The 19,949-nt window shown below is 65.5% G+C and carries 20 protein-coding genes; 14 read left to right on the forward strand and 6 right to left on the reverse strand.

What is annotated here, in order from left to right:
* A complete protein-coding gene (locus LKE06_RS28020; protein WP_228002343.1) occupies positions 1-741 on the forward strand; it encodes a 16S rRNA (uracil(1498)-N(3))-methyltransferase in 741 nt (246 codons plus the stop codon).
* Between the two features lie 8 nt (positions 742-749).
* Here the strand turns inward: LKE06_RS28020 and LKE06_RS28025 are convergent, their stop codons facing one another.
* On the reverse strand, positions 750-1,964 hold the full coding sequence (locus LKE06_RS28025; RefSeq protein WP_228002344.1) for an MFS transporter: 1,215 nt from the start codon (positions 1,962-1,964) through the stop codon (positions 750-752).
* A gap of 98 nt (positions 1,965-2,062) precedes the next feature.
* Between LKE06_RS28025 and LKE06_RS28030 the strand changes: the two genes are divergently transcribed.
* From LKE06_RS28030 to era, 6 genes are all read left to right on the forward strand, one after another.
* The gene (locus LKE06_RS28030; RefSeq protein ID WP_228002593.1) at positions 2,063-2,968 is read left to right on the forward strand and encodes a LysR family transcriptional regulator; all 906 of its coding nucleotides are present in this window, start codon (positions 2,063-2,065) and stop codon (positions 2,966-2,968) included.
* 152 nt (positions 2,969-3,120) lie between these two features.
* Positions 3,121-5,259 carry a PhoH family protein gene (locus LKE06_RS28035; RefSeq protein WP_228002594.1) on the forward strand — a complete coding sequence of 713 codons (2,139 nt, stop codon included), beginning with the start codon at positions 3,121-3,123 and terminating at the stop codon, positions 5,257-5,259.
* 73 nt (positions 5,260-5,332) lie between these two features.
* Complete coding sequence (gene ybeY, locus LKE06_RS28040; protein WP_228002345.1) at positions 5,333-5,887, forward strand: rRNA maturation RNase YbeY; 555 nt, start codon at positions 5,333-5,335, stop codon at positions 5,885-5,887.
* Positions 5,884-7,248 (forward strand): hemolysin family protein, encoded by a 1,365-nt coding sequence (locus tag LKE06_RS28045; RefSeq protein ID WP_228002346.1) that lies wholly within the window; start codon positions 5,884-5,886, stop codon positions 7,246-7,248. Before ybeY ends, LKE06_RS28045 begins: the two co-directional genes overlap by 4 nt.
* Positions 7,241-7,609 carry a cytidine deaminase-like protein gene (locus tag LKE06_RS28050; protein WP_228002347.1) on the forward strand — a complete coding sequence of 123 codons (369 nt, stop codon included), beginning with the start codon at positions 7,241-7,243 and terminating at the stop codon, positions 7,607-7,609. Before LKE06_RS28045 ends, LKE06_RS28050 begins: the two co-directional genes overlap by 8 nt.
* Positions 7,602-8,528: a GTPase Era gene (gene era / locus LKE06_RS28055; protein WP_228002348.1), complete on the forward strand. Its 927-nt coding sequence runs from the start codon at positions 7,602-7,604 to the stop codon at positions 8,526-8,528. Before LKE06_RS28050 ends, era begins: the two co-directional genes overlap by 8 nt.
* A 77-nt stretch (positions 8,529-8,605) precedes the next feature.
* Here the strand turns inward: era and LKE06_RS28060 are convergent, their stop codons facing one another.
* Complete coding sequence (locus tag LKE06_RS28060; protein ID WP_228002349.1) at positions 8,606-10,090, reverse strand: amidase; 1,485 nt, start codon at positions 10,088-10,090, stop codon at positions 8,606-8,608.
* Positions 10,091-10,252: 162 nt separating this feature from the next.
* On the opposite strand from LKE06_RS28060, the gene LKE06_RS28065 reads away from it, so the two are divergent.
* The 5 genes from LKE06_RS28065 to LKE06_RS28085 all read left to right on the forward strand — a co-directional run bounded on the left by LKE06_RS28065 (position 10,253) and on the right by LKE06_RS28085 (position 13,922).
* On the forward strand, positions 10,253-11,119 hold the full coding sequence (locus tag LKE06_RS28065) for an alpha/beta fold hydrolase (RefSeq protein ID WP_228002350.1): 867 nt from the start codon (positions 10,253-10,255) through the stop codon (positions 11,117-11,119).
* A complete protein-coding gene (locus LKE06_RS28070) occupies positions 11,106-11,705 on the forward strand; it encodes a TetR/AcrR family transcriptional regulator (RefSeq protein WP_228002351.1) in 600 nt (199 codons plus the stop codon). The genes LKE06_RS28065 and LKE06_RS28070 overlap by 14 nt, the downstream gene beginning before the upstream one ends.
* Before the next feature lie 67 nt (positions 11,706-11,772).
* Positions 11,773-12,531 (forward strand): DNA repair protein RecO, encoded by a 759-nt coding sequence (gene recO / locus LKE06_RS28075; RefSeq protein WP_228002352.1) that lies wholly within the window; start codon positions 11,773-11,775, stop codon positions 12,529-12,531.
* Between the two features lie 126 nt (positions 12,532-12,657).
* On the forward strand, positions 12,658-13,479 hold the full coding sequence (locus LKE06_RS28080) for an isoprenyl transferase (RefSeq protein WP_228002353.1): 822 nt from the start codon (positions 12,658-12,660) through the stop codon (positions 13,477-13,479).
* 32 nt (positions 13,480-13,511) lie between these two features.
* Positions 13,512-13,922 (forward strand): YbjN domain-containing protein, encoded by a 411-nt coding sequence (locus LKE06_RS28085; protein WP_228002595.1) that lies wholly within the window; start codon positions 13,512-13,514, stop codon positions 13,920-13,922.
* Between the two features lie 27 nt (positions 13,923-13,949).
* On the opposite strand, the gene LKE06_RS28090 is transcribed toward LKE06_RS28085, so the two are convergent.
* On the reverse strand, positions 13,950-14,564 hold the full coding sequence (locus tag LKE06_RS28090) for a TetR/AcrR family transcriptional regulator (protein WP_228002354.1): 615 nt from the start codon (positions 14,562-14,564) through the stop codon (positions 13,950-13,952).
* Positions 14,565-14,662: 98 nt separating this feature from the next.
* Here LKE06_RS28090 and LKE06_RS28095 point away from each other — a divergent pair, with 98 nt between their 5' ends.
* The gene (locus tag LKE06_RS28095) at positions 14,663-15,640 is read left to right on the forward strand and encodes an ABC transporter permease (RefSeq protein ID WP_228002355.1); all 978 of its coding nucleotides are present in this window, start codon (positions 14,663-14,665) and stop codon (positions 15,638-15,640) included.
* A gap of 88 nt (positions 15,641-15,728) precedes the next feature.
* Here LKE06_RS28095 and LKE06_RS28100 read toward each other — a convergent pair whose 3' ends face one another.
* Complete coding sequence (locus tag LKE06_RS28100) at positions 15,729-16,163, reverse strand: Fur family transcriptional regulator (protein WP_228002356.1); 435 nt, start codon at positions 16,161-16,163, stop codon at positions 15,729-15,731.
* 3 nt (positions 16,164-16,166) lie between these two features.
* Positions 16,167-16,517 (reverse strand): ArsR/SmtB family transcription factor, encoded by a 351-nt coding sequence (locus LKE06_RS28105; RefSeq protein ID WP_228002357.1) that lies wholly within the window; start codon positions 16,515-16,517, stop codon positions 16,167-16,169.
* 182 nt (positions 16,518-16,699) lie between these two features.
* Between LKE06_RS28105 and LKE06_RS28110 the strand changes: the two genes are divergently transcribed.
* Positions 16,700-18,100: a glycine--tRNA ligase gene (locus tag LKE06_RS28110; RefSeq protein WP_255649942.1), complete on the forward strand. Its 1,401-nt coding sequence runs from the start codon at positions 16,700-16,702 to the stop codon at positions 18,098-18,100.
* A 156-nt stretch (positions 18,101-18,256) separates the two neighbouring features.
* Here LKE06_RS28110 and LKE06_RS28115 read toward each other — a convergent pair whose 3' ends face one another.
* On the reverse strand, positions 18,257-19,819 hold the full coding sequence (locus LKE06_RS28115; protein WP_228002359.1) for an FAD-binding oxidoreductase: 1,563 nt from the start codon (positions 19,817-19,819) through the stop codon (positions 18,257-18,259).
* Positions 19,820-19,949: the final 130 nt, after the last annotated feature.

Here is a 19,949-nt window from a genome sequence, read left to right on the forward strand (position 1 = left end):
TTGGCCGCCACGGTCTTCTACCTCGACGAGATTCCCGAGCCGGGGTCGATCGCGGTGCTCGACGGCCCGGAGGGGCGGCACGCCGCGACGGTGCGCCGCATTCGGGTCGGCGAGCCGATCACCCTTTCCGATGGGAAGGGGCTACTCGCCGAGTCGGAAGTTGTCGCGGCACAGAAGGACCGCCTCGAACTGAAGGTGAGCGCCCGCGTGCTTTCGGCTCCGCCCGCACCCCGGGTGACCGTCGTGCAGGCGCTGCCGAAGTCGGACCGGTCGGAACTGGCCGTCGAGTTGATGACCGAGGCGGGCGCCGACGCGATCGTTCCGTGGCAGGCGTCCCGCTGCATCGCCAACTGGGAAGGCAAGGCCGCCAAGGCTGTCGACAAATGGCGTGCCGCCGCCCGCACGGCCGCCCGGCAATCGCGCCGCGCCTACATCCCCGATGTCGCCGACCTGCACCGCACTGGCGGCATACTCGAATTGGTCCGTCGCGCAAAGGAAACCGGCGCGATAGTCGCCGCGCTCCACGAATCCGAAACTGCCCGCTTCACCGAACTCCCGTTCACGCAGGCCCCCGAAATCATTCTCATCATCGGTCCCGAAGGTGGTTTGGCCGACTCCGAACTCGCCGCCTTCTCCGAAGCGGGCGCTGACACCGTCCTGCTCGGTCCCACCGTGCTACGGACGTCCACGGCCGCGGCCGTTGCCCTCGGTGCGCTGGGCGCGGTGACGCCCCGCTGGTAGCCCCGGATCTACCGGTTTGCCGCGTTGTGGGGATGTGCGTGGATTGCCAAGGTGTACACCAGGATCGCGGCGATGGCGATAAGGGCGGCGACGGCGGCTACCAGGCCGATCCAGCCCGTGTGCGCGTAGGCGATGCCCGCCGCGCCGCCGAGGACGGCGCTGCCCAGGTAATAGGAGAACAGGTAGAGGGACGACGCGGCGGCTCGGTTGCCGGTGGCGATGGTGCCGACCCAGGCGCTCGCCACCGTATGTGCACCGAAAAAGCCTGCGGTGCAGAGCATTACGCCGATGATGAGGGTGATCAGGTTATCGGGGATGGTCACGGCGAGTCCGAGGCCCATGATGGCGACCGATGCCGCGAGCATGCGATGCCTGCCGAGCCGATCGGCCAGCCGTCCGGTGGTCGCCGACGCTACGGTTCCGGCCAGGTACAGCAGGAATACCGAACCAGCTACGGTCGCGGGCAATTCGAACGGCGGACGGGTCAGGCGGTAGCCGAGGAAGTTGTAGATCGAGACGAAAGCACCCATCGCGACGAAGGCGAGGCCGAACAGCGCGAGCAGTCCGGGATGGCGCAGTGCGTTGCCGAGATCGCGCAGGACAGTACGCATTCCGGCGGGACGGGCGATGAAGCGTCGGGAGGGCGGCAGGCCGCGGACGAACCACATGGTGCAGACCACGGCCGCCACCGAGACCGCCGCCTCGGCCCAGCGCCAGGACACCAGGTCGAGGGTGAGGGCGGGGATCAATCGGCCCGCCAACCCGCCGATTGTCGTGCCCGCGACATAAATGCCCATGGCGGTGCCGAGGCCCTCGGTGCCGATCTCCTCGGCGAGATAGGCCATCGCGACCGCGGGCACCCCGGCCAGTGCGATGCCCTGAAGTGCTCGCCCGGCGAGCAGCGCGTCCAGCGATGGGCTGAAGGGCAGTAGCAGCCCGATAACGGCCGAAGTGATGGCCGAGCCGACCATAACGTTGGTCCGGCCGATCCGCGAGGACAGCGCGCTCACCGGGACTATGGCAAGAGCCAGGAATCCGGTGGTGAGCGAAACCGCAAGGGCCGCTTGGGCGGGCGCCGCACCGAATGCCTCGGACAGGCTCGGCAACAGTGCCTGAGCGCTGTACATGGACGCGAAGGTCGTCAGTCCCGCCGCGAACAATGCGCCGGTGATCCGCCGCTCATGCGATGTCGCGGCATCCCGTGCTGCGGTGGTAGTGGCCATGGATCCTCCTCACCTTCAGGATCGCGACCCACGCCTACGAAGTGAAATGAATAATAATGAGACTTCTAATGCGATGAATGCATATAGAAAGGGGAGCCGTGCTGGGTGACGACTTGGAGTGGTTCACGACACTCGCTGAACTGGAGCGGGTCGGCGCCACCGCCGCACGGTTGCACATTGCCCAGCCGACGCTCTCGCGTATGCTCGCTCGACTCGAACGCAGGCTCGGTGTCGAACTATTCGATCGCAATGGAAAACGCATCTCCCTCAACGATTACGGACGTATCTACTACGAGCACGCGCGTCGCGCTCGCGCCGAGCTCGATGCCGCGGGCCAGGCGATCGCCGATCTGGCCAATCCCGCCAAAGGTGTTGTCCGGCTGTCTTTTCTGCATTCCTTCGGCGGCTGGCTGGTGCCGCAGTTGGTAGGCGGGTTCCGTCGCGGTTCCGGTCCGGTCAGCGTCACCCTGCGCCAAGCCGCCGCCGAGGTCGTCACCGCACAGGTGCTCGACGGCGAGGCGGACCTCGGCATCGTCTCGCCGCGCCCGGCCCGAGCGGGTGTCGGCTGGCGCGGCCTGCTGCATCAGCCATTGGTGCTCGCCGTGCCTGCCGAACATCGCCTGGCGGGCCGCAGGCAGATTCGGCTCGCGGACGCGGCGGACGCGGAATTCATCACCATGCATCAAGGCTTCGGCATGCGCAGGATTTTCGATGACATGTGCGCTGCCGCGGAGATTCGCCCACGCGTCGTGTTCGAGTCGAGTGATCTGGTCACGGTCGCCGGTCTGGTGGCCGCCGGGCTCGGGGTGGCGGTGCTGCCGCTCGAGGACCCGGCCCCGCTGCCGGGCCTGGTCATGCTGCCGCTGGCTGATGCGGGCGCCGCGCGCGAGGTCGGGCTGATCTGGTCGGCCGCGGGCTCGCCCTCGGACGCGGTGCGCAGGTTCCGCGACTTCGCCGAGGGGTGGGCGGTGCGGCGCGAGGGCATCCCGCTGCCGAAGCGGTAGTCGCGTGGCCGTGGTAGCGGGTTTATTCACTGCGTGTTGTCGGTGGGGCGCGTTAAACTTTGATCAATAACGCAGTCGAGACCGGAAAGAGGCTGTAGCCACTTTTGAGAACACAAGGCGAGATCGGCGACCCATCCACATCCACGGCGGGCATCGGTGCCGGTGACAACGGGACGGGTCCTGCGGCACGCACCGTGCGTTCCAGCATCGAACTCGCTCCGGAATCCGTGTTCCCGTTCCTCGGCTCGGCCGATCAGAACCTGCGTGAACTCGAAAAACTACTGGACGCGGATATCCATGTTCGCGGCAATTCCGTAACCCTCACCGGCCGGGCCGCCGATGTCGCCCTGGCCGAGCGTGTCATCGAACAGCTCGTCGCGCTGACCGGACACAATCGGGTGGTCACGCCCGAGGCGGTGCGCCACACCATCTCGATGCTCACCGAGGGCGTTTCGGAATCGCCAGCGGAGGTGCTGAGCCTGGACATTCTGTCCCGGCGTGGTAAGACCATCCGACCCAAGACGCTCAACCAGAAGCGGTATGTCGATGCCATCGACGCAAATACCATCGTGTTCGGCATCGGCCCCGCCGGCACCGGCAAAACCTACCTGGCGATGGCGAAAGCCGTGCAAGCGCTGCAGACCAAACAGGTCACCCGGATCATCCTCACCCGCCCCGCGGTGGAAGCCGGCGAGCGCCTCGGCTTCCTGCCCGGCACCTTGAACGAAAAGATCGACCCCTACCTGCGCCCTCTCTACGACGCGCTGCACGACATGATGGACCCGGAAGCCATCCCGAAACTGATGGCCGCCGGCGTCATCGAGGTCGCCCCGCTGGCGTACATGCGTGGTCGTGCGCAGCCATTGTCGACCAACGTGTTGACGCCGACCGGATTTCGCCCGATCGGTGAGCTGGCGGTCGGCGATTCGGTGATCGGTTCCGACGGCAAGCCCACCGAGGTCCTCGGCGTTTATCCGCAAGGGTTCAAGGACATCTACCGGGTCTACACCCAGGACGGTTCTTCGACGCTCGCCTCGGGCGACCATCTGTGGTCGGTCTACACCCGCGACGATAGGCGGCGCGGTAAGCCGGCCCGGGTGCTCGAAACCAAGGAGATGATCGGCAATCTCCGTGCGGCGCACTACCACCGCTACGAACTGCCGCTACTCGGCGCGCCCGCACAGTTCGCGGCACGTACGGTGCCGATGGATCCTTATGCGCTCGGATTGCTGCTCGGCGATGGATGCCTAACTGGTTCCACTACACCGAGTTTCGCCACCAACGACCCGGAACTCGCTGTCGCGCTGGAAGCGGCCATCCCTGGCATCCTGCTCCGACGGAAGTCGGCTGTCGATTATGTGATCAACCGAATCACCAGCCCGGGCGAAGTGATCACGATCGCGAATCCGGTCATGAGGATTGCGCGCGATCTCGGGTTGGCCGGTACCCGGTCGAACACCAAGTTCGTGCCGCGCGATTACTTGTACAACGAGACCGACGTCCGCCTCGGCGTGCTCCAGGGACTCTTGGACTCCGACGGTGGACCAGTGACTCAGCAGGGTAGGACCTGCCGGATCCAATTCACGACGGTGTCGGGTCAGCTGCGCGACGACGTGCTGTTCCTGGTGCAGTCGCTGGGCGGCATCGCCTACGAGCGCACACGAATCGCCGAGGGGCGCACGCCCGGCGTGGCGAAGGGACGACCGGTCGAACACCGTTCGGACGCCCATATCATCGAGATCCGCCTGCCGGCGGGCGTGACGCCGTTCCGATTGGCGCGCAAAGCGGCGAAATACGACGCGGACGGCGGTGGCCGGCCGATGCGGTTCATCGATCGGATCGAATCGGTCGGCACCGAGGAGGCGGTATGCATCAACGTGGCCGCCGAGGACTCGCTGTACGTCACCGAGAACTTCTTGCTTACCCACAACACCCTTAATGACGCCTTCATCATTCTCGACGAGGCGCAGAACACCACCGCCGAACAGATGAAGATGTTTCTGACTCGGTTGGGGTTCGGCTCGAAGATTGTGGTGACCGGTGACGTCACGCAGGTCGATCTGCCGGGTGGGGCGCGGTCGGGGCTGCGGATGGCGAGTGAGATTCTCACCGATATCGACGACGTTCACTTCGCCACGCTCACCAGTAGTGATGTGGTGCGCCACCGGTTGGTCGCGGACATCGTGGACGCCTATGGCCGGTTCGAGGAAGAGAATCGCCCGCAGGTCGCGCCGCACTATGCGGGTAATCGCGCGCAACGTCGCGCGGCCGGCCGGGGCGAGCGCCGATAGTCGACGCGGATCGGCCGATGTCGCTCGCGGGGTGACATCGGCCGACCCTTTCGGCGGGCCGTAGTCTTATCGTGTGAGTATCGAGATCGCCAACGAATCGGGTATGGACGTGCCCGTAGAAGACCTCGTCAGTGTCGCGCGCTTCGCCATCGCTCAAATGGACGTGCACCCAGCGGCCGAGTTGTCGATGGTGCTCGTCGATCTCGACACCATGGCCGACCTGCACATGCGCTGGATGGATCTGCCGGGGCCGACGGACGTGATGTCGTTCCCGATGGATGAACTGGAGCCGGGCGGGCGGCCGGACAGCCCCGAGCCGGGCCCCTCCATGCTCGGCGACATCGTGCTGTGCCCGGAGTTCGCCGCGGGTCAGGCTCGCAAGGCCGGACATTCGCTCGATCACGAACTGGCGCTGCTCACCGTGCACGGTGTCCTGCACCTGCTCGGCTACGACCACGCCGAGCCGGAGGAGGAGAAGGAGATGTTCGCGCTACAGGCCCGGTTGCTCGAGGAATGGTACGAGAGCCTGCGTGAACAACAGCGTCGCGCCGAACTCGCCGCACGCGATGCCAGACTGCTCGGGAAGGCGGGCTTCACCACACCGGGTGACACGCTGGGCCCCGCGTGAATTCACTGACCCTCATTCTGTCCGCGGTCCTGCTGGTTCCGGTGGGCGGTGTGTTCGCCGCCGTGGATTCGGCGCTGAACACCATCTCACCCGCCCGGCTCGAGGATATGGTGCGTGCCGAACGGCCCGGCGCGGTGCGCCTGAGCCGGATTGTCGCCGATCGGCCACGCTATGTGAATCTTCTTGTGCTGCTGCGCATTCTGTGCGAGATCTGCGCGACGGTGCTGCTCGCGGCGGCGCTGATCCCGCTGTGGGACGAGGACTGGGCATTGCTGTTCACTGCCATCGTGATGGTGCTGGTGGATTATGTGGTGATCGGCGTAGGCCCGCGCACGCTCGGCCGTCAGCACGCCTATTCCATCGCGTTGGCGGCGGCGTTGCCGCTGCAGTTCATCGGCGCGCTGCTCGGCCCGGTGAGCCGGTTGCTGATTCTGATCGGCAACGCGATCACGCCGGGTAAGGGTTTTCGCAATGGCCCGTTCGCCTCGGAGATCGAGCTGCGCGAGGTGGTCGAAATGGCCAGTGAGCGCGGCGTCGTTGCCGATGACGAACGCCGGATGATCCAGTCGGTGTTCGAACTCGGCGAGACCTCCGCGCGCGCGGTGATGGTGCCGCGCACCGAAATGGTGTGGATCGAGGCGGATAAGACCGCGGCGCAGGCGATGTCACTCGCGGTGCGCAGTGGGCACTCCCGGATTCCGGTGGTCGGCGAGAACGTCGACGACATTCTCGGCGTGGTGTATCTGAAAGACCTTGTGCCGTATGCGGATCGGTCGCGAAAGGTGCGGGTGCGCGAGACGATGCGCCCGGCGGTGTTCCTGCCCGACTCCAAGCCGCTCGACAGCCTGCTCGATGAGATGCAGCGGCGGCGCAACCATATGGCGTTGCTGGTGGACGAATACGGCGGTATCGCCGGCCTGGTGACGATCGAGGACGTACTCGAGGAGATTGTCGGTGAGATCGCCGACGAGTACGACACCGATGAGACCCCGCCCATCGAGGATCTCGGCGATGGGCATTACCGGGTTTCGGCCCGGCTGTCGGTCGACGATCTGGCCGAGTTGTACGGCATGGAGATCGAGGAGGAGGACGTCGACACCGTCGGCGGCCTGCTCGCGCACGCGCTCGGCCGTGTCCCGCTGCCCGGCTCCAAGGCCGCCGCGCACGGTCTGCTGCTGCGCGGCGAGGGTGAGGCGGACGCGCGCGGACGCATGCGGTTGCACACCGTGGTGGTGCGCCGGGCGCCTGAGCCGGCCTATGCCGAGGAGTCCTCGGAGAAATCGAACGGTAAGCGCAAAACAAGCGGATCGGATCGGGACGCACCGGCCGGACCGGACCAGGATGGAGACAGCGATGACTGAATTGGACGCCGAGGACAACAAGCTGTTTGTGCTGGCCCGGGGAGCGTTGGGCCGTACCGGTGGCTCGAGCGGCGCCGCCATCCGCGACACCGACGGCAGGACCTACGCGGCGGGTGAGGTGGCTATTTCCGCGCTGCGCCTGACCGCGCTGCAAGCCGCCGTCGCGACCGCGATCTCCAGTGGTGCGGAAGGGTTCGAGGCGGCCGTGGTGGTCGGCGGTCGGTTCTCCGATGCCGGTGTCACGGCGGTGCGTGAGGTTTCCGCCGATGCGCGGATCGTGTTCACCGACCGCTCGGGCGCGGTCTTCGATATCGCCGAGGGATTCGATACCGCCGCAGGTGTGGAGGTGCAGGGTGGCTGAATTCCGTTCCGGCTTCGTCTGTTTCGTCGGCAGACCCAATACCGGCAAGTCGACGCTGACCAATGCGCTGGTCGGCTCGAAGATCGCGATCACCTCCTCACGTCCGCAGACCACGCGGCACACCATTCGCGGTATCGTGCACCGCGAGCACGCCCAGCTGATCTTGGTCGACACACCCGGCTTGCACCGTCCGCGCACGCTGCTCGGGCAGCGTCTCAATGATCTTGTGCGCGATACGTATTCCGAGGTCGACGTGATCGCGCTGTGTATCCCCGCCGACGAGAAGATCGGGCCGGGCGACAAATGGATCGTGTCGCAGATCAAGCAGATGGCGCCGAAGACCACCGTTCTCGGTGTGGTCACCAAGATCGATAAGGTCGGCCGCGACCAGGTGGCCCAGCAGTTGATGGCACTGTCGCAACTGCTCGGTCCCGAAGCCGATGTGGTGCCGGTGTCGGCGGTCAAGGGCGAGCAGGTGGAGGTCCTCGTCGACGTCATCGCCTCGAAAATGCCCGAGGGCCCGGCCTTCTACCCTGACGGCGAACTCACCGACGAGCCCGAAGAGACCCTGATGGCCGAGCTCATCCGCGAGGCCGCGCTCGAGGGTGTCCGCGACGAACTGCCGCACTCGCTTGCGGTCGTCATCGAGGAAGTCCTGCCTCGCGAAGAAGACGAGGACGAGCCGACATCCCGCTCCGCTCCTGGAATGCTCGACGTGCACGCCCTGCTGTATGTCGAACGCCCCAGTCAGAAAGCCATCATCATCGGCAAGGGCGGTGCCCGCCTCAAAGAGGTCGGTACCAACGCCCGCAAGGGGATCGAACACATCCTCGGCGTTCGCATCTATCTGCACCTGCACGTCAAGGTAGCCAAAGACTGGCAGCGCGACCCCAAACAGCTAGGCAAACTGGGCTTCTAGCCGACGGCTCCCGACAAGCCGGACATGGCGACCCACACCGGCAACTGCGCAACCATGCCCCGTTCGACCTCGGGTGGCTACCACCAGGGGTCGGGTCGGTGGCGGTCCCAGCGGAGTTCCGATTCCAGTTGGGAGGCAACGGAAACCAGTAGCGGCTCCGAGCTGGCGGTGCCCATCAGCTGTGCGCCGACGGGGAGACCGGCGTCGGTGAATCCGGCCGGGACGTTCACGCTGGGCCAGCCGAGGACATTCCACGGCCAGGTGTAGGGGCAGGCGGCGGTGATGAGGTTATTGGTGGCGTGGACGCCGATTCCGTCGATTTCCTCGGCGCGGGGCGGGGGAGTCGCCGTGGTGGGGGCCAAGACGAGGTCGTAGTCGTCGAAGAAGTTGCCGATCTTCTTGTGCAGCAACGGCTCCGCCTGTCTGGCCGCGAAAAGTGCAGGCCCGCTGAGTAATTGGCCGAATCGCACATTGGCCCGGGTGCGCGGGTCGACAACGGCTCCGGGCATTCTGTTGTGCACCGCGCGAATTCCGGCCATCGAGCGTGGCAGGAAGGACGCGCCGATCATGATGCCGTAATGCAGGTCGGCGACGGTGACGGTATGACCGAGGCGCCGCAGAGCGGTCGCAACGCGCTGTACGGCGACCTCGACCTCAGGGTGTAGGGCGGTCTTGACGGTGGTGAAGGGCAGTCGCAGCGACAGCGCGATTCGCAGCTGTCCGGGATCGCGGCCGACCGCGTCCGACACTCGGATCGGGTCGGGCGTGTGTAGATCTCCGGCGTGCGGGCCCGCGGCGACATCCAGCAGTAGCGCGGCGTCGGAAACGGTTCGTGCCAGCGGCCCGTTCACCGTGAGCCCGTTGAAGGCTTCGGCCTCCGGCCAGGTGGAAATGCGGCCACGCTGCGGCTTGATGCCGACGAGGTTCGTCCACGAGGCCGGGATTCGAACAGAGCCCGCACCGTCGGAACCCAGTGCGACGGGCACCAATCCGGCCGCGACGGCGGCGGCGGAACCGCCCGAGGAACCGCCGGGTGTGTGCGCCGAACTCCACGGGTTGCGGGTATGCCCGAAGGCATCGCCGCCGGTGAACGGTAGTTGGCCGAGTTCACAGGTATTGGTCTTACCGACGATCACCGCACCGGCCGCGCGTAGCCGTCGAACCGATTCGGCGTCTTCGGTTTTCGGCGCGAAGTCGCCGCCGCAACCGAATGCCGTTGGCGCACCAGCGATATCGGTGTCGTCCTTCACGGCGATCGGAACGCCGAGCAGTGGCAGCCGTTCGCCCGCGGCCAGTCGCCGGTCGGCGTCGGCCGCTTCGGCCAGTGCCTGTTCCCGGCGCACGATGCGAAAGGCGTTGAGCGTCTGCTGACTGGCGTCGATGCGATTCAGCGCCGCACCCACGGCGGCAACGGAACTGATGGTGTGCTGCGCGAGCGCGGCGGCGAGATCGGCCGGGCCGAGCTGGTCGGCCGACAGGGTGGGGAGTGTTGGGCTCTGCCCGGCGATGAGCGCGGTGGGGTCCGACTCCGGCGGGAGCTGGGTCGATTCAGGTACTGCCATGTGAGCTCCGTCTCCTCATTCTCTAGTTGTGCACGGTATCGCACCTGGTCAACCGGCCGCATCGGCCCGTGTCGTCGATTTCGAAACTCCACCGCTATTGGCAATAGACATACATACGGAATGTATGTAACAGTGGAAGGACCACAACCACATGGAGGAATGATGGGAACCAGCACGTCACTCGGCCCCGCCCGGGAAGTCGAGCTGCCCGGCGGCCGCATTCGTTACCACGAGACAGGGGAGGGGGCGCCGGTTGTCTTCGTGCATGGACTGCTCGTCAATGCCGATCTATGGCGCAATGTCGTTCCGGTGATCGCGGCGGCGGGTCACCGCTGCCTGACCCCGGACTGGCCGCTCGGCGCGCATTCGATCCCGGTCCCCGGCGCGGACCTCACCCCAACCGGTATCGCCGACCTCATCGCGGCCTTCCTGGAACGGCTCGACCTCACCGACGTGACCATCGTCGCCAACGACACCGGCGGCGCGCTCATCCAGGTGTTGCTTACGCGCCGACCCGAGCGCGTCGGCCGGGTCGTGCTGGCATCGGTCGACTCCTACGAGAGCTTCTTCCCGCAGCCATTGGCCGCGCTCCCGGCTCTCGCGCACATCCCGGGCTCGCTGCGTCCGCTGACCGAATTGCTGCGCATTCGCGCGCTGCACCGGCTGCCGATCGCCTTCGGCTGGGCATCCAAATACCCGGTGCCGTCGGAGATCGCCGACTCCTACCTGCTACCGAGCCGCGAATCGGCGGCGATCCGCAAAGACGCGCGCCGTTTCATCAAGTCGGTGCATCGCCGCTACACCCTCGATACGGCCACGCGTTTCGCCTCGGTGCGGATTCCGGTGCTGGTCGTATGGGCGAGCGAGGACAAATTCTTCCCCGTCTCCTTCGCTGAACGCCTGGTCGGTGACCTGCCGAACGCCACATTGAAACTCATCGACGACTCCTACACCTTCCTGCCCGAAGATCAGCCCGAGTTGCTCTCGGAAACGATTCTGGAGTTCACTCGGCTGCATGCAACGCCGTAGTCAGGAGGATCGCTCCCGCGCCACCAAGGCCGCGCTCGAGCAGGCCGGTCGCCGGCTGTTCGCCGAGCGCGGCTTCGTGGCAACCTCGGCCGAGGAACTCGTCACCGAAGCCGGGGTCACCCGTGGCGCGCTGCACCACCATTACGGCGACAAGCGCGGACTGTTCCTGGAGGTGCTCGAACAACTAGAGATCGAGAACACCAAAGAAATCGAAAATGCCATCGGCGCAGCGAATTCCGACGACATCATCGCCGCCATGGCGATCGGCCTGAATGTCTTTCTCGAGATCTGCCAGCGACCCGACATGATCCGTATCGGCCTTTACGACGCTCCCGCCGTCCTGGGCTGGCCGGCCTGGCGTGAACTCGAAGCCCGCCACGGCCTCGGCCTGATCGTCGGCGTACTCGAGCGCGCCCGCACCGCCGGGCTGATCGCCGACGCGCCGATCCAGGTCCTTGCCCAACTGATCCTCAGCGCCGTGACCGAGGCGGGCCTGATCGTCGCCCATGCCACCGACAAGGATGCCGCCCGCGCCGAGGCACAGCAGTCCCTCATGCTCCTCGTCGCGGGCATCCTGAAAACCTGATCGCCGCCGAATCCTTCGACCCGTGCCATGACGGTGGGTGTCGCCGGTTCGTGGAAGGATGGCGGGCGTGCGGTTGTATCGGGACGAGGCGGTGGTGGTTCGCCAGCACAAGCTGGGCGAGGCGGATCGCATTGTCACGTTGCTGACCCGACAGCACGGGTTGGTGCGAGCGGTGGCCAAGGGGGTGCGGCGGACCAAGTCACGGTTCGGTGCCCGGCTGGAGCCCTTCGCGTATGTGGATGTGCAATTGCATCCAGGGCGGAATCTGGACACGGTCACGCAGGCGCATACCGTCGAGGCGTTCGCGGCCGACATCGTCGACGACTATGGGCGTTATACGACGGCGTGCGCGATCCTGGAAACCGCGGAGCGGCTCGCCGGCGAGGAACGCGCACCCGCACCGCGATTGCACGCGCTGACCGCGGGGGCGTTGCGGGCGATCGCGGCCAAACAGCGGCCGCACGAATTGATTCTGGATGCGTTTCTCTTGCGCGCCATGGGTTTCGCGGGTTGGTCGCCCGCATTGGACGAATGCGCCCGCTGCGGGACACCTGGTCCGCATCGCGCATTTCATGTGGCCGCCGGCGGAGCGGTATGTGTGCACTGTCGCCCGCCCGGCGCGGCCACCCCCGCGCCCGGGGTCCTGGATTTGCTGATCGCCCTGCTGCGCGGCGAATGGGCCTATATCGAAACCACCTCCGAGAGCATCCGTAAGCAGGCCAGCGGCCTGGTCGCCGCTCACCTGCAATGGCACCTGGAACGCCAACTACGCACCCTCCCCCTAATAGAACGCTCCCACCCCGCCACAGCAGGACACCCACGCTGACTCCAGCCGTGAGTGGCACACCATCGAGTGCACTACTCGCTGTATGCCGCAGCCATGCGCCACTCGGCACCTCACGGGGATGGGTGGACGTTTTCGGGTAGTGGGGAGATCAGGCAGGATGGGGGCGTGATCCTCCGCCGAGACTCTTCCGCGACCAGGTCGAACAGTGCGCGGTCGGATGCCGAGCGCACCGTCCGTCCGCCGTCACCGCATCCTTCGGGGGCGCGACCGCCGGAATTGCCGCCGGAGCTGGTACCGAATCATGTCGCGCTGGTGATGGACGGTAATGGCCGGTGGGCGCAGGAGCGGGGGCTGCCGCGCACCGCGGGCCACGAGCGCGGCGAGGCGGTGTTGATGGACACCGTCGAGGGCTGTATCGAGATCGGCGTGAAGTGGCTTTCGGCCTACGCCTTCTCCACCGAGAACTGGCGGCGCAGCCCGGATGAGGTGCGTTTCCTCATGGGGTTCAACCGCGACGTCATCCGGCGCCGTCGCGATGAAATGCACGAAATGGGTGTGCGGGTGCGTTGGGCGGGGCGGCGACCCCGGTTGTGGCGCAGCGTGATCAACGAGCTGGAGACCGCGCAGGAACTGACCAAGGACAACACGGTGATGACCCTCACCATGTGCGTCAATTATGGTGGTCGCGCCGAAATCGCTGACGCGGCAAGGGAAATCGCTCGCCGGGTGGCGGCAGGGGAGATAGACCCGGAGAAGGTCACCGAGGCGACGGTCGCGAAGTACCTGGACGAGCCGGACATGCCGGATGTCGATCTGTTCCTCCGGCCATCGGGTGAGTTACGTAGCTCGAACTTCCTCATCTGGCAGTCCGCGTACGCCGAATTCGTATACCAGAACACCCTTTTTCCCGATTTCGACCGGCGGAACTTGTGGGAGGCATGCCTCCAGTACGCTTCGCGTGACCGCCGCTTCGGGGGAACCAAGTGAACGGTGGCACTCGAGTGAACGGCGGCACGGATATGGACGCAGCGGTCACCCCGGAACAGGAGCTACAGGCACGCGCCGGTGCCTGTCTGTCGCTCTACGACGTCGATGTGCGCGTGGATCCGGAAGGCTCGCTCGGTTTCGAATACGAAGGCGCGCTGTGTTCGTTGCGTGCGGTCAGCCTGGCGCCCGGCCTGGATGTGCTGACGCTGACCTGCGTGCTGGCCTGGGATCGTCCGTTGAAACCGCAGTTGCACAAGCGAGTTGCCGAACGTAATGGTGCGCTGCAATTCGGTTCCATCACCTTGATCGCACACGGCCAGCTCGCCGATGTGATCCTGCGCTATACCTTCCCTGCCGCCGGACTGGACGATCAGGCGCTGGCGACCATGCTGCTGCTGGTGCTGTCCGGCGGGGGCCGGGCCCGACAGGGTTTGGTGCCCTGAGTCGCCGGCGCGTCACTCTGCCGCCGGTCAGGTGGTGACAGGGGTGTGGTCGCCGAAGGGGAGCAGCGTGCGCACTCCGCGTGCCAGCGTTTCCGGTTCCAGGTCCCCGACGATCAAATGCTGCAGCATGAAGCCCGGCATGAGGCTGATCAGCGCCGTCGCGACCGCATGGATGTCCGTGTCGGCAGGTAGCCAGCCCGCGTCGCACATCCGCTCGGCGTATTCGTACCACCGGTCGCGCATCGCGAGGATGGCCTGCTTGACGTATTCGGATGCCTCGGGGTCGGTCAGGGCCAACGCCCACGCCTGGGGTGCCAGACGGATCGGGCCCTCGGGTCCGCTGAGGGCGACCATTCGCTCGGCGAGGATGGTGATCAGCTCGGCGGGGGTGGGCAGCGGGTCGGCGCGGATCGCCTCGGACATCGCGGCACGTAGTCCGACGGTCGTCTGCGCCGCCAACGCCGAGATCAGGTCGTTCTTGCTTTTGAAGTATCGGTAGACCGCGCCTGCCGATAACCCCGATTGGGTGAATACATCTTGCATCGATGTCTCATGGAAACCCCGGCGGGCAAAGCATAGCTGCGCGGCGTCGAGGATCTGCTGCCTGCGGCGTTCCAGGTGTTCTGCACTGACTCGGGGCATGCCACCAAACTAAAACGAATGTCCGTTCTTGACAACATCGGTGCCCCGTGCGACGGTGATTTCATTAAAAGAACGAGCATTCGATTTATGGAGTCGTCATGAACACTATCCAGCGGGCGCTCGCCGTCGGTGTCGGCGCGGCCCTGCTCCAAGCGTTGATGTTGCTCGCATTCGCCTGGCCCGCGGCCAATGTCGCGCCCCGAGATCTGCCGCTCGCCGTCACCGGCCCACAGGCCGCCGTGGTTGCCGATCAGCTGGCCCGCCACAGTTCCGACGCCTTCGATATCTCCAATCCGGTCGACGAGGCCGCCGCCCGCGCCGCCATCGAGAACCGCGAGGTCTACGGCGCAGTCATTACCGGCGGCGGTCCGCCCCGGATGCTCATTGCCTCCGGCGCGAGCCCCGCAGTTGCCCAGCAGCTCACCGCGGTCGCTCAGCAGATGTCCGGCGTCCCCGCCGCTCCGGTCGAGGACGTGGTCGCGGCCGATTCCGACGACCCGCGCGGCACGGCCTTCGGTGCCATGGTGCTGCCGCTTGTCATGTCGGGAATCGCGGCCGGTGTCCTACTCGGTCTGGTGATCCCGGCGGTCGGTGGCCGGGTGATCGGTCTGGTGACCTTCGGTATCACCGGTGGACTGCTGAGTATGGCGATCGTGCGCGGTTGGATGTCGGTGATCCCCGGCCCCTATCTCGAGCTGGCGGCCGTCGCGGGCCTGGTGGCCGTTGCGGTCGCCGGTGCGGTCGCCGGTCTGGCTTCCGTTTTCGGCCGTGCTGGCATCGGCGTTGCCTCGTTGGCCATGCTGCTCATCGGCAACCCGTTCTCGGCCGCCACCTCGGCGCCGGAGCTGCTGCCGCAGCCGTGGGGCGCGATCGGCCAACTGCTGCCGCCGGGCGCCGCGGGTTCGCTGCTGCGTTCGGTAGCGTTCTTCGACGGTGCTGGTGCCACGAAACCGCTTGTTGTGCTGCTGATTTGGATCGCCGCCGCGTTCGCTATGCTCGGCGTCGGCGCGTTGCGCGGCCGAGGTGCGGACACCGCCCCCGTCGAGGCGGCGGAGCCGGAACCGGTCACGGTCTGACCGAACACGCGCGAGCGAAGGCCGTCATTGCCCTCGGAACGGCAATGACGGCCTTTCATTGTCCTCAGAGTGGTCCTCAGAGTGGTCCTCAGAGTGTGGTGCGACCGGCTTTCATGCAGTCGCGGCAGGTGCCGAAGACCTCCAGCGTGTGGCTGACCTCGGTGAAACCGTGTTCACATGCGATGGATTCGGCCCATGCCTCCACGGTCGGACCCTCCACCTCGACGGTGCGCCCGCAATGGCGGCAGACCAGGTGGTGATGGTGTCCGGTGGAGCACTGCCGATACACGGACTCTCCGGTATCGGTGCGCAGTACATCGACCTGTCCGGCATCGGCCAGCGACTGTAGCGTGCGGTAGACCGTGGTCAGCCCGATGCCCTCACCCCGGCGGCGCAACTCGTCGTGTAGCTCCTGCGCTGAGCGGAACTCCTCGATATCCCCCAGCAATGCGGCGATGGCACTGCGCTGGCGAGTGCTGCGGATACCGACCGGCTTCTGCGGAAAGACCGTCTTGTCCTGCACCAGTTACCCTTCCTCGGCGTGTGCGACTGCGTCGACCACGATATGCGCAAGGTGGTCGTCTACGAGCTCGTACAGCACCTCACGACCCGAACGCTCCCCGTGTACCACCCCGGCGGACTTCAGGATACGCAGATGCTGGCTGACTAGTGGCTGGGTGACGCCGAGTACGTCGACCAGCTCGTGCACGCAGCGCGGCGATTCACGTAGCTGCAACACGATGGCGATACGCACCGGAGCCGCCAGGGCGCGTAGCAGCTCACCCGCGTCCTCCAGGACGGTCCGTGTGGGCACTGGCGCGGGCGCGGGTGACCGATATGGGTTGTGTGAGTGAGCCGTGGCGGTCTCGGCAGTCATCGAACCAACTCCTTAATGGAAAGCGATCCCATTTTGATATGCATAGTTGCGCATGTCAAATGGGCTCGCCGACCGTGTCCCCCGTCGGTGGAAATCGACTTGGTCGGTGCCGATAGGCTATAGAGACTTTCGTTTTGTCCTAAACGATCGTGTAGCAACAAACAAAATCCGATTCGCAGTGGATGGAGAATTCTCGCGTGGCACCCAAGTCGAAGGTGGACACCGTTGCCAACCTCGCCAAGCGCCGGGGCCTGGTGTACCCGTGTGGTGAGATCTACGGAGGCACCAAGTCGGCGTGGGATTACGGTCCGCTGGGCGTCGAGTTCAAGGAGAACATCAAAAAGCAGTGGTGGCGGGCCATGGTCACCGGCCGTGACGATGTCGTCGGCCTCGACTCGTCGGTGATCCTGCCGCGCCAGGTGTGGGAGGCATCGGGCCACGTCCAGACGTTCAGCGATCCGCTGGTCGAATCGCTGCACACGCACAAGCGCTACCGTGCCGATCACCTGCTCGAGGCATACGAGGAGAAGCACGGCCACCCGCCGGTCAACGGTTTGGCCGACATCAAGGACCCCGACACCGGCCAGCCGGGCAAGTGGACCGAGCCGAAGAACTTCTCCGGCCTGCTCAAGACCTTCCTCGGCCCGGTCGACGACGAAGAGGGCCTGCATTACCTGCGTCCGGAGACCGCGCAGGGCATCTTCGTCAACTTCGCCAACGTGATGACCACCGCGCGCAAGAAGCCGCCGTTCGGCATCGCGCAGATCGGCAAGAGCTTCCGCAACGAAATCTCCCCGGGCAACTTCATCTTCCGGACCCGTGAGTTCGAGCAGATGGAGATGGAGTTCTTCGTCAAGCCGGGTGAAGACGCCGAATGGCACAAGTACTGGATCGAGAACCGGTTCTCCTGGTACACCGACCTCGGCATCGACCCCGACAACCTGCGCCTGTTCGAGCATCCGAAGGAAAAGCTGTCGCATTACTCGGCGGGCACCACCGATATCGAGTACCGCTTCCGTTTCCAGGGCGGCGAGTGGGGTGAGCTGGAGGGCATCGCCAACCGCACCGACTACGACCTGAAGACGCATTCGGAGCACTCCGGCACCGACCTGGTCTATTTCGACCAGAACGCGAACGAGCGCTATATCCCGTACGTCATCGAACCGGCCGCCGGCCTGACCCGTTCGCTGATGGCGTTCCTGGTCGACGCCTACACCGTGGGTGAAGCACCCAACGCGAAGGGTGTGATGGAGGAACGCATCAGTCTGCGGCTGGACCGCAGGCTCGCGCCGGTGAAGGCGGCGGTTCTTCCGCTGTCGCGCAATGCCGATTTGACGCCGAAGGCCAAGGACCTCGCCGCGCAGTTGCGCCGGAATTGGAATGTGGAATTCGACGATGCCGGTGCGATCGGCCGCCGTTACCGCCGTCAGGATGAGATCGGCACGCCGTTCTGCATCACCGTGGATTTCGACACCCTCGACGATCAGGCCGTGACCATTCGCGAGCGTGACTCCATGGCGCAGGAGCGGATCGCGCTGGACAAGGTGGAGGGCTACCTCGCCCAGCACTTGATCGGCGTCTGAGCCCGGATCTTCTTCCGAAAGGCCGCCCGCACGTTTTCGTGCCGGCGGCCTTTCGCGTATTCGCGCGATATCGCGGGCGGGACTGTTCGGGCCCCCGCGGATCGGTGCGGCGGTGGTGGTCGCGGCGACTGCTCCGCACAACCTCCATGGTCTCGGTCATAGAGGTTCGGGCGAAAAGCGGTGGCAGAAAACGTTATTCGGGTCCCACTTTGTTTTGATCTGCCGCAGTCGAGGGTAGCCGTCTCCGTAATAGAAGGCGTGCCATGGCACCGCGGAGGTGTTCCAGGTCGGGTCGGCCAGGTCCGGGTCCGGGTAGTTGATGTAGCCGCCGCCGTTGCGTTCGTTGGGGACCGGGGCCGCCCCGGTATCGGCATAGATATTCCCGTAAGTCCTCCGGGCCCAGGAAATGAACCGGTCGTCGTCTCCAGGCTCGTGCCAGGCGGCGTGGATGAGCATCTTCATGAATGAATCCCGGGCAGGCATCGCGGTGGCGCCAGGTTCGGCGGCGTTGATCGCGCCGCCGAAGGGCGCGAACTCCACGAAGGATTCCCCGTTCAGAGTCGGATCGACGAGCGCGCGGTAGAGGACACGCAACTGATCGGTTGAATACGTTTGGCGCAGCAGAGCGGCTTTGATCTTGACGCGGGCCGGGTTCGGTGGCGCCGGTGCGTAATACTTCGCGATGCTGTCGGCGTAGCTGACCTGGACCGGTGGCAGCACCAAGGGCGCAGGTGCGACCCCGTCGGTAACAGCAGCCAGGAATTCGTCGAGTCGGGTACGTGCTTGGTCCCCGTCGCCATGCGAGAAGATCAACATATCGGCGAAGCTTTCGACGATCGGCCGAAAGTTCAACCGCGCGTAGAGTGTCGCGAATCGGTTGCCGGGCTCACGATACCGGGCATGGAAATCGAGATAGTTGCTCAGTAGCCGTACGAAAGAATCCTCGGTGGACATCGGCATCGGCACCAAGAGCCGCCCGACGACCACGTTGTCAGGCGACCGGGGCAGCGCGAGCGTCGGATCAGTCCCATCGGCAGCCGGTGAGCGCAACAGGAATCGGGTCACGACACCGAAATTGCCACCGCCCCCGCCGGTATGTGCCCACCACAGATCCTGGTTCGGCCCATCTCTCGTGGCCACGACCAGCGACGACTTCCCCGTCGCGTCGACAGTGACGATCTCGACGCCATACAGATGATCGGCAACCAGTCCGAACTGCCTCGACAGTGGTCCGTAGCCCCCACCACTGATATGGCCACCCACGCCCACAGCCCGACAGATGCCGCCGGGAATGGTCACACCCCACCGAGCCAATTCCCGGAACACGGTGTCCAGGTCGGCGCCGGCGCCGACCGAAAACGCGCGGAACTCCTCATCCCAGCTGACAGAATTCAACCGCTGGAGGTCGATCAGAATTCTCGTATCCGTGCCGTCGACGAAATCTTCGAAGCAGTGCCCACCTGAGCGGACCGCGATCCGCAAGTCATCTTGTATCGACCGGGTCACCGCATCCTGCAATTCGTCCGCGTTCGCCGGAATATAGATTCGATCCGGCTGCGCAACGAAGCGCCGGTTGTATCCCCGGCGAGTCAAATGCTGGTAATCCAATTCGCTGGGAGGCACAACCTGCGGTTCAGCATGTGCGGCGGTGCCACCCAGTGCGCCGGCCGCAGCACCGAGCGCCGTCGCGGCCATAAACCCTCGACGTGATAACGACATCCAATATTCTCCCGGAAACTCTGAAAACCGATCGCACGCAGTCAGCAATGCCTTCGGTACGACGCTCACCCGCGCCCTGATCCTGAATTGGCCGACCTTGGAGCGAAGACTTCATAACCGAATATCGGGC

Source organism: Nocardia australiensis, assembly GCF_020733705.1.
GTDB lineage: Bacteria > Actinomycetota > Actinomycetes > Mycobacteriales > Mycobacteriaceae > Nocardia > Nocardia australiensis.

Bases quoted from the DNA above. Each gene is read 5' to 3' on its own strand.
- LKE06_RS28105 (WP_228002357.1), bottom strand. From the start codon at position 16,517: ATGACTGCCGAGACCGCCACGGCTCACTCACACAACCCATATCGGTCA.
- LKE06_RS28050 (WP_228002347.1), top strand. From the start codon at position 7,241: ATGACTGAATTGGACGCCGAGGACAACAAGCTGTTTGTGCTGGCCCGG.
- LKE06_RS28095 (WP_228002355.1), top strand. From the start codon at position 14,663: ATGAACACTATCCAGCGGGCGCTCGCCGTCGGTGTCGGCGCGGCCCTG.
- LKE06_RS28110 (WP_255649942.1), top strand. From the start codon at position 16,700: ATGGAGAATTCTCGCGTGGCACCCAAGTCGAAGGTGGACACCGTTGCC.
- LKE06_RS28065 (WP_228002350.1), top strand. From the start codon at position 10,253: ATGGGAACCAGCACGTCACTCGGCCCCGCCCGGGAAGTCGAGCTGCCC.
- LKE06_RS28085 (WP_228002595.1), top strand. From the start codon at position 13,512: ATGGACGCAGCGGTCACCCCGGAACAGGAGCTACAGGCACGCGCCGGT.
- LKE06_RS28115 (WP_228002359.1), bottom strand. From the start codon at position 19,819: ATGTCGTTATCACGTCGAGGGTTTATGGCCGCGACGGCGCTCGGTGCT.
- LKE06_RS28060 (WP_228002349.1), bottom strand. From the start codon at position 10,090: ATGGCAGTACCTGAATCGACCCAGCTCCCGCCGGAGTCGGACCCCACC.
- LKE06_RS28070 (WP_228002351.1), top strand. From the start codon at position 11,106: ATGCAACGCCGTAGTCAGGAGGATCGCTCCCGCGCCACCAAGGCCGCG.
- LKE06_RS28090 (WP_228002354.1), bottom strand. From the start codon at position 14,564: ATGCCCCGAGTCAGTGCAGAACACCTGGAACGCCGCAGGCAGCAGATC.
- LKE06_RS28025 (WP_228002344.1), bottom strand. From the start codon at position 1,964: ATGGCCACTACCACCGCAGCACGGGATGCCGCGACATCGCATGAGCGG.